This is a genomic window from Agromyces sp. GXS1127 (assembly GCF_050565425.1).
Lineage (GTDB): Bacteria > Actinomycetota > Actinomycetes > Actinomycetales > Microbacteriaceae > Agromyces.
This window is the reverse complement of record NZ_JBOCIG010000008.1, coordinates 1-16222: the sequence shown is the minus strand read 5'-3', so window position 1 is coordinate 16222 and position 16222 is coordinate 1. Positions and strand designations below refer to the sequence as shown.

General features: G+C 70.6%; 13 protein-coding genes. 5 read left to right on the top strand and 8 right to left on the bottom strand.

Translation table 11 applies throughout. The features are described 5' to 3' along the window. Nucleotides 1–21 precede the first annotated feature (21 nt). From ACQ393_RS14640 to ACQ393_RS14610, 7 genes are all read right to left on the bottom strand, one after another. Nucleotides 22–966: an L-lactate dehydrogenase gene (locus ACQ393_RS14640; RefSeq protein WP_430647611.1), complete on the bottom strand. Its 945-nt coding sequence runs from the start codon at nucleotides 964–966 to the stop codon at nucleotides 22–24. Between the two features lie 18 nt (nucleotides 967–984). Continuing rightward, nucleotides 985–2562: a glutamine-hydrolyzing GMP synthase gene (gene guaA, locus ACQ393_RS14635; RefSeq protein WP_430647610.1), complete on the bottom strand. Its 1578-nt coding sequence runs from the start codon at nucleotides 2560–2562 to the stop codon at nucleotides 985–987. Beyond that, nucleotides 2559–3095: a DUF3817 domain-containing protein gene (locus ACQ393_RS14630; RefSeq protein ID WP_430647609.1), complete on the bottom strand. Its 537-nt coding sequence runs from the start codon at nucleotides 3093–3095 to the stop codon at nucleotides 2559–2561. The genes guaA and ACQ393_RS14630 overlap by 4 nt, the downstream gene beginning before the upstream one ends. An 81-nt stretch (nucleotides 3096–3176) precedes the next feature. Beyond that, nucleotides 3177–3998 (bottom strand): SURF1 family cytochrome oxidase biogenesis protein, encoded by an 822-nt coding sequence (locus ACQ393_RS14625; RefSeq protein WP_430647608.1) that lies wholly within the window; start codon nucleotides 3996–3998, stop codon nucleotides 3177–3179. A gap of 99 nt (nucleotides 3999–4097) precedes the next feature. Beyond that, nucleotides 4098–5828, bottom strand: a complete 1731-nt coding sequence (locus ACQ393_RS14620; protein WP_430647607.1) for a glycerol-3-phosphate dehydrogenase/oxidase — start codon at nucleotides 5826–5828, stop codon at nucleotides 4098–4100. Nucleotides 5829–5957: 129 nt separating this feature from the next. Then, nucleotides 5958–7082 (bottom strand): GuaB3 family IMP dehydrogenase-related protein, encoded by a 1125-nt coding sequence (locus ACQ393_RS14615; protein WP_430647606.1) that lies wholly within the window; start codon nucleotides 7080–7082, stop codon nucleotides 5958–5960. 56 nt (nucleotides 7083–7138) lie between these two features. Beyond that, complete coding sequence (locus tag ACQ393_RS14610) at nucleotides 7139–8839, bottom strand: ABC-F family ATP-binding cassette domain-containing protein (protein ID WP_430647605.1); 1701 nt, start codon at nucleotides 8837–8839, stop codon at nucleotides 7139–7141. Between the two features lie 139 nt (nucleotides 8840–8978). On the opposite strand from ACQ393_RS14610, the gene ACQ393_RS14605 reads away from it, so the two are divergent. Continuing rightward, on the top strand, nucleotides 8979–10145 hold the full coding sequence (locus ACQ393_RS14605) for a MalY/PatB family protein (protein WP_430647604.1): 1167 nt from the start codon (nucleotides 8979–8981) through the stop codon (nucleotides 10143–10145). A gap of 30 nt (nucleotides 10146–10175) precedes the next feature. On the opposite strand, the gene guaB is transcribed toward ACQ393_RS14605, so the two are convergent. Next, nucleotides 10176–11678, bottom strand: coding sequence for an IMP dehydrogenase (guaB, locus tag ACQ393_RS14600; protein ID WP_430647603.1), 1503 nt, complete (start codon nucleotides 11676–11678; stop codon nucleotides 10176–10178). A gap of 351 nt (nucleotides 11679–12029) precedes the next feature. On the opposite strand from guaB, the gene ACQ393_RS14595 reads away from it, so the two are divergent. From ACQ393_RS14595 to ACQ393_RS14580, 4 genes are read left to right on the top strand one after another with little or no spacing between them, the layout of a single operon-like run. After that, nucleotides 12030–13244 carry an ABC transporter permease subunit gene (locus tag ACQ393_RS14595; RefSeq protein WP_430647602.1) on the top strand — a complete coding sequence of 405 codons (1215 nt, stop codon included), beginning with the start codon at nucleotides 12030–12032 and terminating at the stop codon, nucleotides 13242–13244. Between the two features lie 13 nt (nucleotides 13245–13257). Next, complete coding sequence (locus tag ACQ393_RS14590; protein WP_430647765.1) at nucleotides 13258–14238, top strand: branched-chain amino acid ABC transporter permease; 981 nt, start codon at nucleotides 13258–13260, stop codon at nucleotides 14236–14238. After that, entirely contained in the window at nucleotides 14228–15139 is a 912-nt protein-coding gene (locus tag ACQ393_RS14585; RefSeq protein WP_430647601.1) for an ABC transporter ATP-binding protein, read from the top strand. Before ACQ393_RS14590 ends, ACQ393_RS14585 begins: the two co-directional genes overlap by 11 nt. Beyond that, complete coding sequence (locus ACQ393_RS14580; RefSeq protein WP_430647600.1) at nucleotides 15126–15911, top strand: ABC transporter ATP-binding protein; 786 nt, start codon at nucleotides 15126–15128, stop codon at nucleotides 15909–15911. Before ACQ393_RS14585 ends, ACQ393_RS14580 begins: the two co-directional genes overlap by 14 nt. Nucleotides 15912–16222 lie beyond the last annotated feature (311 nt).

Sequence of the window (16222 nt, the reverse complement as noted above, 5' to 3'; positions counted from 1 at the left end):
GCCCTCAGTGCGCCGGCGGGCTCAGAGCCCGAGCGTCTGCATGGTCGCCCTGATGGCGTCGCCGGATGCCGCGAGCAGCCCGGACTCCTCCTCCGACATCGGTGTCTCCGCGATCGGGAAGGCGCCGTTTCCGCCGACGACCGACGGCACCGACAGCGCGACGCCGTCGAGTCCGAACTCCCCCGAGAGCACGGTCGACACCGGCAGCACGGCCTTCTCGTCGTCGAGCAGCGCCTCGACGATGCGCGCGCCGGAGAGCCCGATCGCGTAGTTCGTCGCCCCCTTGCCCCGGATGACGGTGTAGGCGGCATTGCGCACCTCGTGGGCGATGCCGTCGAGCTCGTCGATCGAGAAGCGTTCGCCGCCCGTCCAATCGAGGATCGGGACCGGACCGATCCGCGCGTTCGACCACAGCGGGAACTCGGTGTCGCCGTGCTCGCCCACGATGTCGGCGTGCACGCTCGAGGTCAGGACGCCCGCGCGCTTGGCGAGCAGCCACCGCAGCCGCGACGTGTCGAGCACGGTGCCCGAACCGATGACCCGCTCGGCGGGCAGCCCGCTGATCTGGCGAGCCGCGACGGTCAGCACGTCGACGGGGTTCGTCACGAGCACGTAGATCGCGTCGGGCGCGCGCTCGATGAGCTGCGGCAGGAGCCGCTCGAGGATCCCGACGTTCGTGCCCGCGAGCTCCATCCGGCTCTGCCCGGGCTGCTGCTTCGCGCCGGCCGTGATCACCACGACATGAGAGTCGGCGACGACGTCGAGGTCGGACCCGCCGACGACGTTGGACCGCGTGAACTGGGTGCCGTGCGCGAGGTCGAGCACCTCGGCCTCGACCTTCTCGGTCGCGATGTCGTACAGCGCGACCTGGTTGGCCGACTCCCGGATGAGCGACGCGTACACGAGGCTCGCGCCGACGCTCCCGGCGCCGATGACGCTGAGCTTGGAGTTCTCGATGACCGCCATGCCGGTCAGGCTAGCGCGTCACTCCCACTCGATGGTCCCCGGCGGCTTCGACGTGACGTCGAGCACGACCCGGTTGACCTCGGGCACCTCGTTGGTGATGCGGTTGGAGATCTTCGCGAGCACCTCGAACGGCACGCGGGTCCAGTCCGCCGTCATCGCGTCCTCCGACGAGACGGGGCGCAGCACGATCGGGTGGCCGTACGTGCGGCCGTCGCCCTGCACGCCGACGGAGCGCACGTCGGCGAGGAGCACCACGGGGCACTGCCAGATCTCCGAGTCGAGGCCGGCCGCAGTGAGCTCGGCGCGTGCGATGGCGTCGGCCTCGCGCAGCACCTCGAGGCGCTCGAGGGTGACCTCGCCGACGATGCGGATGCCGAGGCCGGGGCCGGGGAACGGCTGGCGTCCGACGATGACCTCGGGCAGGCCCAGCTCGCGGCCGATCGCGCGCACCTCGTCCTTGAACAGGGTGCGCAGCGGCTCGACGAGCTCGAACTGCAGGTCCTCCGGCAGGCCGCCCACGTTGTGGTGGCTCTTGATGTTCGCGGTGCCCGTGCCGCCGCCCGACTCGACGACGTCGGGGTAGAGCGTGCCCTGGACGAGGAACTTCACCGGTTCGCCCTCGGCCGCCGCCTCGGCGATCAGGTCGCGCTCGGCCTGCTCGAAGGCCCGGATGAACTCGCGGCCGATGATCTTCCGCTTCTCCTCGGGGTCGGTGACCCCGGCGAGCGCGGCGAGGAACGTGTCCGCGGCGTCGACCGTGACGAGGCGCACGCCGGTCGCGGCGACGTAGTCCTCCTGGACCTGCTCGCGCTCGCCCTTGCGGAGCAGCCCGTGGTCGACGAACACGGCCGTGAGCTGGTCGCCGACGGCCTCGTGGACGAGCGCGGTCGAGACCGCCGAGTCGACGCCGCCCGAGAGCGCCGAGATCACGCGCGCCGAACCGACCTGGGCGCGGATCCGCTCGACCTGCTCGGCGATGACGTTGTCGGGGTTCCAGTCGGCCGGGATGCCGGCGGCGCGGTGCAGGAAGTTCTCGATGACGTCCTGGCCGTACGGCGAGTGCTTGACCTCGGGATGCCACTGCACGCCGTAGAAGCCCTGCTCATCGTTCGCGAACGCGGCGACGGGCGTCGTCGAGGTCGACGCGAGCACCTCGAAGCCCTCGGGTGCGACGGCGACCGAGTCGCCGTGGCTCATCCAGACCGTCTGGTGCTCGGGCTGGCCGCCGAGCAGCGTGTTCCGGTCGTCGACGCGCACGGTCGCGGCGGTCGAGCCGTACTCGCGGTGCCCGGTGTGCGCGACCTCGCCGCCGAGCTGCTGCGCCATGACCTGGAAGCCGTAGCAGATGCCGAGCGTCGGCACGCCGAGCTCGAGGATGCCCGGGTCGAGTGCGGGCGCACCCGGCTCGTAGACCGACGACGGTCCGCCCGAGAGGACGATGCCGACCGGGTCCTTCGCGCGGACCTCCTCGGCCGTGATCGTGTGCGGCACGATCTCGGAGTAGACGGATGCCTCGCGCACGCGCCGCGCGATCAGCTGCGCGTACTGCGCGCCGAAGTCCACGACGAGGACGGGTCGCTGCTGGGTCTCGCTCACTGGGCGGCCTCCACGGGCTCGGAATCGGTGTCGGAGTCGGTATCGGTCGCCGCGGGAGCGGTCCCGGGCGCGCCCGCGCGTGCGGCGTCCGCCGCGGCATCCGCTTCGCGCTTCGCCAGGTAGCCGCGGACCTCGCGCCCGATGCGGGCCTCGAGGATGAACGACAGGAACGGCACGATCCCGCCCGAGGCGAGCACGAGCAGGCGCCAGAACGGCCACCGCATGAGGCTCCACAGGCGGAAGTTGCTGAACAGGTACACGACGTAGAACCAGCCGTGCGCGATGAGGATGCCGGTCGAGAGGTTCACGCCCGTGCCGGTCGACTCGAGCCCCTCGGGCGTCTCGGCGACGGGCTCGAACGAGAGCAGGCCGTTCGGGCCGAATGCGTAGAGCTCGAGGTGCCAGACGTACTTCAGCAGCATCTCCGCGCAGAGCAGGAGGAGCATGACGCCCGTGATGACCGAGGCCACCATGTAGAACTTGAGGGCCCCGCGGATGCGCGGGAATTCAGCCGGTTTGGGCTCGAGGGGCATGGCGTCCAGTCTACGATGCGGCCGGCTGGGCGAAGGCCGTGACGGATGCCGCCCCGCGGCGCCGCACGCTGGCGCCGGAGTTCAGTCGCGGGACGCGTCCGCGGGCTGTCCGGCCGACTCCGCCGACTCCGCGGCCGACGCCTCCAGCTCGGCCTCCTCGCGCTCGCGCTGCACCGCATCCTTCACGAGCCGGTACCAGAGGAAGACCGCGAAGCCCGCGAACACGACCCACTCGACGGCGTAGAACACGTTGAGCCAGTTCAGCTCCGACTCCTGCGACGGCGGGGGCGAGTCGATCGCCTCGAGCTCGGCGATCGGCTCCGTCGTGGTCACATAGCCGAAGTACACCGGCCGGTCGTCGTAGTCGGCCCAGACGTTGATGAGATGCGCCACCGCGACGGTCGTCATCGACTGCGGGTCCTCGCCCTCGTCGGGCGCCACGGGCGCCTCGCTCGGAAGGAACCGCCCGACGAACCCGACCTCGCCGGCCGACCCGGCCGTCCGGTCGACCTCGGCGAGCACCTCGCGCGCCGTCTGCTCGTCATCGGTCCAGCCGAGGGCGACGGGCAGCCCGCCGGCAGCGGCATCCGTCACCTCGACATGGGCGACGACCCACCAGCCGGCGACGCCGTCGTTCAGGCGGCCCTGCACGAGCACCGTGTCGCCCGGCACGATCGTGCCGGTGAGCGAGACGCGCTGGCCGGTCGCCGCCTGCTCGGTCGGGCCGTCGGGTTCGACGACCTCGGCGAGCGGACGGACCTCCTCGGTCGGACGTTCGACGACGGTCGCCTGCTCGACGGCGCGGTCGACCTGCCACTGCGCGAGGAGCGCGAACGCCGCCGCGATGCCGAGCGCAGCGATCAGGGCGAGCACCCAGCGGGGGCGCAGCATCATCCGGAGCATGTCGCCCGAGATTCTAGCCCGGCCGGATGCGCGGTCCCTGCGAGCTCCCCCGGTGGTCGAGTAGGCGCGCAGCGCCCTATCGAGACCCCTCCGGCGGACTCAGTCGACCTTCACGATGTCGGGCGCCTCGAGCCGCGCGCGATCGGCCGCCTCGTCGTCGGGCTGCTCCTGCGACGCGCGCTCGGCGGCGACCCGCTGCAGGTACCGCTCGACCTCGAGCGCCTCCCGGTCGGCGTCCCAGCCGAGCACGCCGGCCATGAGTCGCGCGGCGACCGGTGCGGCCGAGACGCCGCGGTCCCACGCCTCGATCGAGATGCGCGTGCGCCTGGCGAGCACGTCGTCGAGGTGCAGTGCGCCCTCGTGCGAGGCCGCGTACACGACCTCGGCGCCGAGGTAGTCGTCCGCCCCCGGGAGCGGATCCCCGAGCTCGGGGTTCTCGCGGATCAGGTCGAGCAGTTCGTCGGTGAGGGTGCCGTAGCGGTTCAGCAGGTGCTCGATGCGCACCTTGTGCACGCCGAACGCCCGCGCGATCTTGCCGCGCTTGTTCCATGCCGCCTGGTAGCCCTCGGCGCCGAGCAGCGGGATGTCCTGCGTCGTCGACGCCGGGACGCGCCCGTCGAGTGCGTCGGCGGCGGCGTCGATGGCGTCCTTCGCCATGACCCGGTAGGTGGTCCACTTGCCGCCCGCGACGACGACGAGCCCCGGCACGGTGTGCGCGACGACGTGCTCGCGCGAGAGCTTGGAGGTCTGGTCGCTCTCCCCCGCGAGCAGCGGCCGGAGGCCGGCGAAGACGCCCTCGACGTCCTCCCTGGTGAGCGGGATCGCCATCACCGCGTTGACGTGCTCGAGCAGGTAGTCGATGTCGGCCGCCGTCGCCGCCGGGTGCGCCTTGTCGAGGTTCCAGTCGGTGTCGGTCGTGCCGATGAGCCAGTGCCGGCCCCACGGGATGACGAACAGCACGCTCTTCTCGGTGCGGAAGATCATGCCCATCGCCGACTGGATGCGGTCGCGCGGCACGACCAGGTGGATGCCCTTGGACGCGCGCACCTTGAACGTGCCGCGCTCCCCCACCATGCGCTGCGTGTCGTCGGTCCAGACGCCCGTCGCGTTGACGACCTGCTTCGCCCGGATCTCGAAGTGCTCGTCGGTCTGCAGGTCGTGCGCCTTCACGCCGACCACGCGCTCGCCGACCTTGACGAATCCCTCGACCTTGACGCGGCTCGCGACGTGCGCGCCGTAGAACGACGCGGTGCGGGCGAGGGATGCCACGTACCGCGCGTCGTCGACCTGCGCGTCGTAGTAGGTGAGCCCGCCGACCAGCGCATCGCTCGAGAGCGACGGGATCGCGCGCATCACCTGTCGCTTCGACAGGTGCCGGTGGTGGGGCACGCCGGGCGGGCGCCCGCCCGAGTAGCTGAAGATGTCGTAGAGCAGCATGCCGGCGCCGATGTAGAACCGCTCGAACACGCGCTTCTGCAGCGGGTAGAGGAACCGGACGGGCTTGACGAGGTGCGGCGCGATGCGCTGCAGCAGCAGGCCGCGTTCGATGAGCGCCTCGCGCACGAGGCGGAAGTCGAGCTGTTCGAGGTACCGGATGCCGCCGTGCACGAGCTTCGACGACCGGCTCGAGGTTCCCGACGCCCAGTCGCGCGCCTCGAGGAGCCCCGTCGAGAGGCCGCGCGTCACCGAGTCGAGCGCCGCACCGGTTCCGACGATGCCGCCGCCGACGACGAGGACGTCGAGTTCCTTCTCCTTGAGACGGGCGATCGCCGCCTCGCGTTCCTCAGGTCCGAGCTTGTTCGAACGCGTCACCGACTTCAGTCTCGCCATCGTCGCTCCCCATCCCCGGGCGGACCGCGGCGGCCACGCCCGTCGTCACCACGCTACCCGAGCACCGTACGCTCGGCCATGGAATCGGCCGGGGATCGGAGCGGGTTGACAGGCTGCGTCGGCCGGCCCCTACGCCGACTGGTACGGCGCGACGACGACCTCGACCCGCTGGAACTCCTTGAGGTCGGAGTAGCCCGTCGTGGCCATCGACTTGCGAAGGGCGCCCACGAGGTTCGCCGTGCCGTCGGCGGCCGGTGCCGGCCCGTAGAGGATCTCCTCGAGCGGGGCGACCTGCCCGACCTGCACGCGCTGGCCGCGCGGCAGCTTCAAGTGGTGCGCCTCGGGGCCCCAGTGCCATCCGCCGCCCGGTGCGTCGGTCGCGCGAGCGAGCGCCGCACCCAGCATGACCGCGTCGGCACCGCACGCGACGGCCTTCACGATGTCACCGGCCGCACCGACGCCGCCGTCGGCGATGACGTGCACGTACCGGCCGCCGGACTCGTCCAGGTAGTCGCGACGCGCGCCCGCGACATCCGCCACCGCGGTGGCCATGGGCGCGTGGATGCCGAGCGTGGCGCGCGTGGTCGAGGCCGCACCGCCGCCGAAGCCGACGAGCACGCCCGCGGCGCCCGTGCGCATGAGGTGCAGCGCCGCCGTGTACGTGGCGGCACCGCCCACGATGACCGGGACGTCGAGCTCGTAGATGAACTTCTTGAGGTTCAGCGGCTCCTGGTTCTTCGAGACGTGCTCGGCGGAGACGGTGGTGCCGCGGATGACGAAGAGGTCGACGCCCGCGGCGACGACCGTCTCGTAGAGCTCCTGCGTGCGCTGCGGCGAGAGGGCGCCGGCGACCGTGACGCCCGCGGCGCGAACCTCGGCCAGGCGCTCGGTCACGAGGTCGGGCTTGATCGGCTCGGAGTACAGCTCCTGCATGCGGGCCGTCGCCTGATCGTCGCTGAGGTTGCGGATCTCGGCGAGCGCGGGCTCCGGGTCTTCGTACCTGGTCCACAGGCCCTCGAGGTCGAGCACGCCGAGCCCGCCGAGCTGGCCCATCATGATCGCCGTCTGCGGCGACACGACGGAGTCCATGGGCGCCGCGAGGAACGGGATGTCGAACTGGTACGCGTCGATCGACCAGCCGACCGAGACGTCCTCGGGGTCGCGGGTGCGCCGGCTCGGCACGATGGCGATGTCGTCGAACGCGTAGACGCGACGGCCCCGCTTGGAGCGGCCGATCTCGATCTCCTGGGTCACCGTTCAACCCTACCCAAGGGCCTCAGCGGTGCGACACGGATGCCGCGGGCGCACGTTCAGCGCGCCCGCGCCACCCGGGCCTCGTCCCACACGGGAGCGTCGGCCTCGACGACCTCGCCGTCGGAGCGGAACACCACGAACCGGTCGAACGACCGCGTGAACCAGCGGTCGTGCGTGACCGCCAGCACGGTGCCGTCGAAGCGCGAGAGCGCGTCCTCCAGCGCCTCCGCCGACACGAGGTCGAGGTTGTCGGTCGGCTCGTCGAGGAGCAGCAGCGTCGCGCCCGAGAGCTCGAGCAGCAGGATCTGCAGGCGCGCCTGCTGTCCGCCCGAGAGCGCGTCGAACTGCTGCAGCGCCGACCCGGCCAGCCCGTAGCGGTCGAGCGCCGAGCTCGCGGCCTCGCGCGCCATCCCCTCGCGGTTCGCGTCGCCGCGATGGAGGATGTCGAGGAGCGTCCGGCCGCGGAGCCCCGGCAGCTCGTGGCCCTGCGCGAACCAGCCCGGCACGACCCGCGCGCCGAGCGTCGCGGTGCCCGTGTGCGGGACGGCGGCGAGCGTCGCTCCGACATCCGTCACATGCCCCTTCGCGCGGTCGGGGTCGCTGCCGCCGGCCGCGAGCAGACGCAGGAAGTGCGACTTGCCCGACCCGTTCGAGCCGAGCACCGCGACCCGGTCGCCGTACCAGACCTCGAGGTCGAACGGCCGCATGAGCCCCGTGAGCTCGAGCCCCTCGCACACGACGGCGCGCTTGCCCGTGCGCGAGCCGCGCAGGCGCATCGACACCGCCTGTGCCGGTGGCCGCTCCTCGGGCGGGCCGGCCTCCTCGAACTTCCGCAGCCGCGTGACCGCGGCCTGGTAGCGCGAGGCCATGCCGTCGTTGTAGGTCGCCTTGACCTTCAGCGTCTGCACGAGCTGCTTCAGCTGCGCGTGCTGCTCGTCCCAGCGCCGCCGCAGCTCGTCGAGCCGGGCGAAGCGCTCCTCGCGCGCGGCGTGGTATCCGCGGAACGAGCCGCCGTGCACCCATGCCGTGCTGCCCGCGGCGCCCGCCTCGAGCGTCACGATGCGGTCGGCGGCGCGCGCGAGCAGCTCGCGGTCGTGCGAGACGAGCAGCACGGTCTTCGGCGTCGCCCGCAGCTGCCCCTCCAGCCAGCGCTTGCCCGGCACGTCGAGGGAGTTGTCGGGCTCGTCGAGGAGCAGGACCTCCTCCGGTCCGCGCAGCAGCGCCTCGAGCGCGAGGCGCTTCTGCTCGCCGCCGGAGAGCGTCGCGAGCTCGCGCCATTTGGCGCGCTCGAACGGGATTCCGAGCGCCGCGATCGTGCAGTGATCCCACACGACCTCCTGGTCGTAGCCGCCCGCCTCCGCGTACTCGGCGAGCGCCGACGCGTACCGCATCTGCGCGGCCGTGTCATCCGTCTCGATGAGCGCGTTCTCGGCTCGCTCCAGCTCGATCGCCGCCGCCCGCACGCGCGCGGGCGCGACCGACACCAGCAGGCCGTGCACGGTGCGCTCGACGCCCTCGACGACCTCGCCGCGCCCGACGAACTGGTCCATGACCCCGAGGCCGCCGACGACCTGGACGCTGCCCTCATCGGGCCGCAGGTCGCCGCGGACGATGCGCAGCAGGGTCGTCTTGCCCGCGCCGTTCTGCCCGATGAGCGCGGTCGTGCGGCCCTCGGTCACGCGGAAGGCGAGGTCGGCGAGCAGCGGCCGGCCGTCCGGCAGCGAGAAGGAGACGCCGTTGACGTCGATGAAGCCCATGCGAGCGGTTCCGTTCGAGAGACAGCGGCCCCGGCCGCACCGCCCGATGGGCAGCCGTCCAGACTAGCCGAAGACGGATGCCGCGGCACGGCCTCGCGGCATCGTCCCACCCGGCGGCGTCATCGGGCAGGCTGGACCCATGCACCGCGTCGCCGCCGACCCGCTCGATCTCCTCCGAACCCGGACCAGTGCCAAGTGGCGCAGCTACGACCCGGACGTGCTGCCCCTGCCCGTCGCCGAGATGGACTACCCGCTCGCCGAACCGATCGCCGAGGCGCTGCACGCCGCGATCCGTCGCTCGGACACCGGCTACAACTCCGGGAGCCTCCCGGTCGCCGAGGCGTTCGCGGAGTTCGCCGCCGCGCGGCTCGGCTGGGACCCGGATCCCGCGCGGGTGACCTGCACCGCCGACGTGAGCATGGGCATCGTCGAGGTGCTGCGCCAGGTGGTTCGGCCGGGTGACGGGGTGATCGTGAACCCGCCCATCTACCCGCCGTTCTTCGACCTCGTCGCCGAGGCGGGCGCGACCGTGGTGGAGGTTCCCCTCTCGGGCGGCATCGAGGCGGGCTGGTCGCTCGACCTCGCCGGCATCGAGGCCGCCTTCGCCGCGGGCGCCCGTGCCATGGTGCTCTGCAACCCGCACAACCCGGTCGGCGTCGTCCATCCGCGCGACGACCTCGCGGCGCTCGCCGACCTCGCGGCACGGTTCGGCGCGACGATCGTGTCCGACGAGGTGCACGGGCCGCTGTCGCAGCCGGAGACGCCGTACGTGCCGTTCCTGACGGTCTCCGATGCCGCGCGGGAGCACGGCGTCGCGGTGACCGCCGCAACGAAGGCCTTCAACCTCGCGGGGCTGAAGGCCGCGCTCATCGTCACCGCGAGCGAGCGCGGCGACGCCGTCCGCGCGTCGTTCCCGTACGAGGTCGAGTGGCGCATGAGCCAGTTCGGCTCGATCGCCTCCGTCGCCGCGTTCCGGCACGGCGGCCGCTGGCTCGACGGCGTGCTGGCGTCGATCGATGACAACCGACGGCTCCTCGCCGACCTGCTGGCCGACGAGCTGCCGGACGTGCGGTATCGGATGCCGCAGGCCACGTACCTGGCGTGGCTCGACCTCTCCGCGCTCGGCTGGGGCGACGATCCCGCCGACGTGGCGCTCGAGCGCGCGCGCGTCGCGCTCGCCAAGGGGCCCATGTTCGGTGCGCTGGCCGGACGCGGTCACGCCCGGCTCAACCTCGCCTGCTCGCCCGAGGTGCTCGCAGAGGCGATCAGTCGGATCGCCGACGCGCGCACCTCGGCGGTCGAGTAGCACCGGCCGCGGGCCGGAGCGTATCGAGCCCTACCTCGTGTAGTTCGGCGCCTCGACGACGAACTGCACGTCGTGCGGGTGCGACTCCTTGAGCCCGGCCGGCGTGATGCGCACGAAGCGCCCCTTGGCCTTCAGCTCGGCGACGGTCCGCGCCCCGACGTAGAACATCGACTGCCGGAGTCCGCCCACGAGCTGGTACGCGACCGCCGAGACCGGGCCGCGATAGGGCACCTGGCCCTCGATGCCCTCGGGGATGAGCTTGTCGTCGCTCGGGACATCCGCCTGGAAGTAGCGGTCCTTCGAGTACGAGGTCTTCTTGCCGCGCGTCTGCAGTGCGCCGAGCGAACCCATGCCGCGGTACGTCTTGTACTGCTTGCCGTTCTGGAACACGAGGTCGCCCGGGCTCTCGGCGGTTCCCGCGAGCAGGGAGCCGAGCATGACCGTGTCGGCGCCCGCGACGAGCGCCTTGGCGATGTCGCCCGAGTACTGCAGGCCGCCGTCCGCGATGAGCGGCACGCCGGCGGGCTTCGTGGCCTTCGAGGCCTCGTAGACCGCGGTGATCTGCGGGACGCCGACGCCCGCGACGACGCGCGTGGTGCAGATCGAACCCGGACCGACGCCGACCTTGACGGCGTCGGCACCCGCGTCGACGAGCGCCTTGGCACCTTCGTACGTCGCGACGTTGCCGCCGATGACGTCGATGTGCGCGAACGTCGGGTCGGCCTTGAGCCGGCGGATGACATCGAGCACGCCGGCCGACTCGCCGTTCGCGGTGTCGACGACGAGCACGTCGACACCCGCGTCGCGCAGCGCTTCGGCACGCTCCCAGGCGTCGCCGAAGAAGCCCATCGCGGCGCCGACGCGCAGGCGCCCCTCGGCATCCTTGGTCGCGTTCGGGTACTGCTCGGACTTGTCGAAGTCCTTGACCGTGATGAGGCCGGTGAGACGCCCCTGGTCGTCGACGAGCGGGAGCTTCTCGACCTTGTGCTGCGCGAAGATCGCGACGGCCTCGTCGGGGTCCATGCCGACGCGACCCGTGATGAGCGGCGCCTTCGTCATGACGTCGGCGACGCTCGTGGTCGGCTTCTCGAAGTCGGAGACGAACCGCATGTCGCGGTTCGTGATGATGCCGACCAGCACGCCGTCGGCGTCGACCACGGGCAGGCCCGAGACGCGGTACGTCGCGCACAGCTGGTCGACCTCGGCCACCGTGGCATCCGGCGTGGTCGTCACCGGGTTGGAGACCATGCCCGACTCGCTGCGCTTCACGCGGTCGACCATGTCGGCCTGCTCGGCGATCGAGAGGTTGCGGTGCAGGATGCCGATGCCGCCCTGTCGCGCCATGGCGATGGCCATGCGGGCCTCGGTCACGGTGTCCATCGCGGCGGAGAGCAGCGGGGTCGCGACCGTGATGCGCCGCGTCAGGCGCGAGCTCGTGTCGGCCTCGCTCGGGATCACGTCGGTGTGCCCCGGCAGCAGCAGGACGTCGTCGTACGTCAGTCCAGTGAATCCGAACGGATCGGCCTGATCCATGTCGCCCCTTCGTCTCGAGTCGTGCTCGACCGCCCGCGGACCGCGGGTCGCGGGCACGGGCGCATCGTCGCGGTACAGAAGAGTTTAAGCGAGTTTGCGTCGCCGCCATTCCCCGGATAACAATCGAGGGCCGTTTGTGCCCGGGTGCGAAACACCTGGGACATAATCGGCACGTACTGTGACGACGTCGTCGCAGGAAAGGCGAACCCGGTCGACCCCCATACCGGGACCTTTGGAGGTGCAGTGGAATCCACGCAATCAGTCCGCCCACATTCCCGCGGGAGGTGGCTCCTCCTCCTCGGACTCCTACTGTCCGCACTCACTCTGTCCGGCATCGCAGCGTCCCCTGCGATGGCGGACGAAGGGGGTACGGACGGCCAGGCCGAGGAGTTCGAGTACTTCTTCAGCGGGAACGTGAAGTACAACGATGAGCCGCTCGAGGGGGTGTCCATCTCCGTCTCCGGCAACGGGTTCGAAGCGGAGACCGAGACCGATGAGAACGGCCAGTGGACCCTCGGCGTGCCCGAGAAGGAGGCCTACGAGCTCACCCTCGACGAGGACACCCTGCCCGAGGGCGTGGTCGTCGAGGACGGCCAGTCCACGGTCGAGGCCGAGTTCGGCCTGACCAAGCGGAAGGCCGTCAACTTCTTCCTCGGCGAAGGGCAGCGCGTCACGACCGACTACGGCGCGCAGGTGCTCATCCGCGTCGTCAACGGCCTGAACTTCGGCCTGCTCCTCGCGCTCGCCGCGATCGGCCTGTCGCTGATCTTCGGCACGACCGGGCTCTCGAACTTCGCCCACGCCGAGATGATCACGTTCGGCGCGTTGATGATGCTGACCTTCAGCACGACGTTGAACGTGCCGGTGTGGCTGTCGATCATCATCGCGATCGCGTTGTCGGCCGGGCTCGGCTGGACGCTCGACGCGGGGCTGTGGAAGCCGCTCCGCAAGCGCGGCGTGGCCCTCATCCCGCTGATGATCGTGAGCATCGGCCTCTCGCTCGCGCTGCGCTACACGTACCAGTTCTTCTACGGCGGCGGCACCCGCCAGCTGCCCGGCGCGACGCTCCCCCGGGAGATCCAGCTCGGGCCGATCCTGCTGTCGTGGATCGACGTCGCGAGCATGGCCACCTCGGTCGTCGTCCTCCTCGCGGTGGCGTTCTTCCTGCTCCGCACCCGGATCGGCAAGGCGACGCGCGCGGTCTCCGACAACGCACCCCTCGCCGCGGCGAGCGGCATCGACGTCGACCGCGTCATCCGCATCGTCTGGGTGCTCGGCGGCGGTCTGGCGGGCCTCGCGGGCATCCTGTGGGCCTACTTCCGTCCCGGCGTCAGCTGGGACATGGGCTTCCAGATCCTGCTGCTCGTGTTCGCCGCGGTCACTCTCGGTGGTCTCGGCACCGCGTTCGGCGCCCTCGTCGGTTCGCTGATCGTGGGTCTCTTCATCGAGATCTCCACGCTCTGGCTGCCGAGCGACATGAAGTACGTCGGTGCACTGCTGGTGCTGATCCTGGTGCTGCTGTTCCGACCGCAGGGCATCCTGGGTCGCCGAGAGAGAATCGGATAAGGGGCCGACCATGATCGACTGGATTCAGATCTTCTCGAATGCGGCGCAGGAGCTCATCAGTCCGACGACCGCGGCGTACGCCCTGGCCGCACTCGGCCTGGCGATCCACTTCGGGTACACCGGCCTGCTGAACTTCGGCCAGGCGGGCTTCATGGCCCTGGGCGCGTACGGCTACGCGATCTCGACCCTGAGCTTCGGGTTCCCGGTATGGGCCTCGGTGCTCGTCGGCATCGGCGCCTCCATCGTGTTCGCCCTCATCCTCGGCATCCCGACCCTGCGCCTGCGCGCGGACTACCTCGCCATCGTGACGATCGCCGCCGCGGAGATCCTGCGGCTCATCTTCACGACGAACACGTTCGACGACGTGACCGGCTCGGCGAGCGGCCTGCAGGGCTACAAGGGCGGCTTGGCTGCGCTGAACCCGATCCCCGACGGCACGTACGGGTTCGGTCCGTTCACGTACAACGCCTACGACTGGTGGATCCGCATCCTCGGATGGACCGTCGTCATCCTGGCCGCGCTGTTCACGTGGCTGCTGATGCGCAGCCCCTGGGGCCGTGTCATCAAGGGCATCCGCGAGGACGAGGACGCCGTGCGCGCCCTCGGCAAGAACGTCTACTCGTACAAGATGCAGAGCCTGATCCTGGGCGGCGTCTTCGGCACCCTCGCCGGCATGATCTTCATCATGCCGCGCGCGGTGGTGCCGGCGAACTACCAGACGTCGCTCACCTTCTTCATCTACGCGATCCTGCTGCTCGGCGGCGCCGCGACGATCCTCGGCCCGATCGTGGGCTCGATGATCTTCTGGGTGCTGCTGTCGTTCTTCTCGGGCTTCATGGCCCGGGCGGTCGAGGCCGGCTGGTTCCCGTTCATGACGCAGGTCCAGGCCGGCCAGCTGCGGTTCATCCTGGTCGGCATCGCGATCATGCTCCTCGTGGTATTCAGGCCACAGGGCATCTTCGGCAACAAGAAGGAGCTGTCCTTTGTCCGATAACGGCACTCCCACGACGCCGGTCAAGACGACCGGCCTCCACGTCGGCGAGGCGGGTCCAGGGGTCAAGAAGGTCGACCCGATCCTCATCGCCGACGGCGTCAAGCGCACGTTCGGCGGCCTCACCGCCGTCGACGTCGCCCACGTCGAGATCCCGCGGGGCGCCATCACGGCCCTCATCGGTCCGAACGGCGCCGGCAAGACGACGTTCTTCAACCTGCTCACCGGCTTCGACAAGCCGGACGAGGGCAAGTGGGAGTTCGACGGCCGCTCGCTGGCACACGTCCCGGCGTACCGGGTCGCCCGGATGGGCCTCATCCGGACGTTCCAGCTCACCAAGGCGCTCGGCCTGCTCACCGTGCTCGACAACATGAAGCTCGGTGCGAAGCAGCAGACCGGTGAGAACCTCTTCCGGTCCGTCCTGCCCTTCCTCTGGCGCAAGCAGGAGGAGGAGATCGAGGAGAAGGCCAAGGAGATCCTCACCCGCTTCAAGCTCGACACGAAGCAGGAGGACTACGCGGCGAGCCTCTCGGGCGGGCAGCGGAAGCTCCTCGAGATGGCCCGCGCGCTCATGAGCGATCCGACCCTGGTGATGCTCGACGAGCCGATGGCCGGCGTGAACCCCGCGCTCACGCAGTCGCTGCTCGACCACATCCTCGACCTGAAGGCGCAGGGCATGACGGTGCTCTTCGTCGAGCACGACATGCACATGGTCCGCCACATCGCGGACTGGGTGATCGTGATGGCCGAGGGCAAGATCGTCGCCGAAGGCGACCCGCACGAGGTGATGTCCGACCCGGCGGTGATCGACGCCTACCTCGGTGCGCACCACGACACCGACCTCGGGGCGACCGACACCGGTCACGTCGAAGCCATGAAGGAGCTCATCGATGACGAACAGTGAACCCACGCCGGGCGCCGCGTCGACCTCTGGCGCGGCGACCGTGGACACGCGCGACATGGTCGTCGAGGTACGGGATGTCACGGCGGGCTACCTGCCCGGCGTCAACATCCTGAACGGATGCTCGCTGACCGCCCGTCAGGGCGAGCTCGTCGGCATCATCGGCCCGAACGGCGCCGGGAAGTCGACGCTGCTGAAGTCGATCTTCGGCCTCGTGAAGGTGCGCGAGGGCGGGATCTTCCTCCAGGGCGAGGAGATCACGAACCTCAAGGCGAACAAGCTGGTGTCGAAGGGCGTCGGGTTCGTCCCGCAGACGAACAACGTCTTCCCCTCGCTCACCATCCAGGAGAACCTCGAGATGGGCATCTTCCAGAAGCCCAAGGACCTCAAGCACCGCCTCGAGTTCGTGGTCGACATCTTCCCGGAGCTCGGCAAGCGCCTCACCCAGCGCGCCGGTTCGCTCTCGGGCGGTGAGCGCCAGATGGTGGCGATGTCGCGCGCGCTCATGATGGGGCCGCACGTGCTGCTCCTCGACGAGCCGAGCGCCGGTCTCTCCCCCGTCCGGCAGGACGAGGCCTTCCTGCGCGTCAAGGAGATCAACCGCGCCGGCGTGACCACCATCATGGTCGAGCAGAACGCGCGCCGCTGCCTGCAGATCTGCGATCGGGGCTACGTCCTCGACCAGGGCCGCGACGCCTACGAGGGGCCGGGACGCGACCTGCTGAACGACCCGAAGGTGATCGGCCTCTACCTGGGCACGCTCGGCCAGGAGTAGCGACTCCGCACCACACCCCGAAGGGGGCGGATGCCACGGCATCCGCCCCCTTCGTCGTGTGCCCGCGGCGAGCCCGACAGGCGCGCGACTGAGGGGCACCAGCGACCGGCGGAGGGGCGACCGCCGACCGACGGGGTACCCGATGTCGCTCGGCGATGAGCTCTGGCGAACGCCGTGTGCTGGATCCGGGGACGAGCGCGCCCGGGCGATGGCCGGCATCCCGCGTTCGGCGGCTGTCGGCGACGCTTGAAAACTGAACAGTAGCGGCGGTCGAAAAGTGAACACTCAACGATTGGAGAGTGATCACTGTG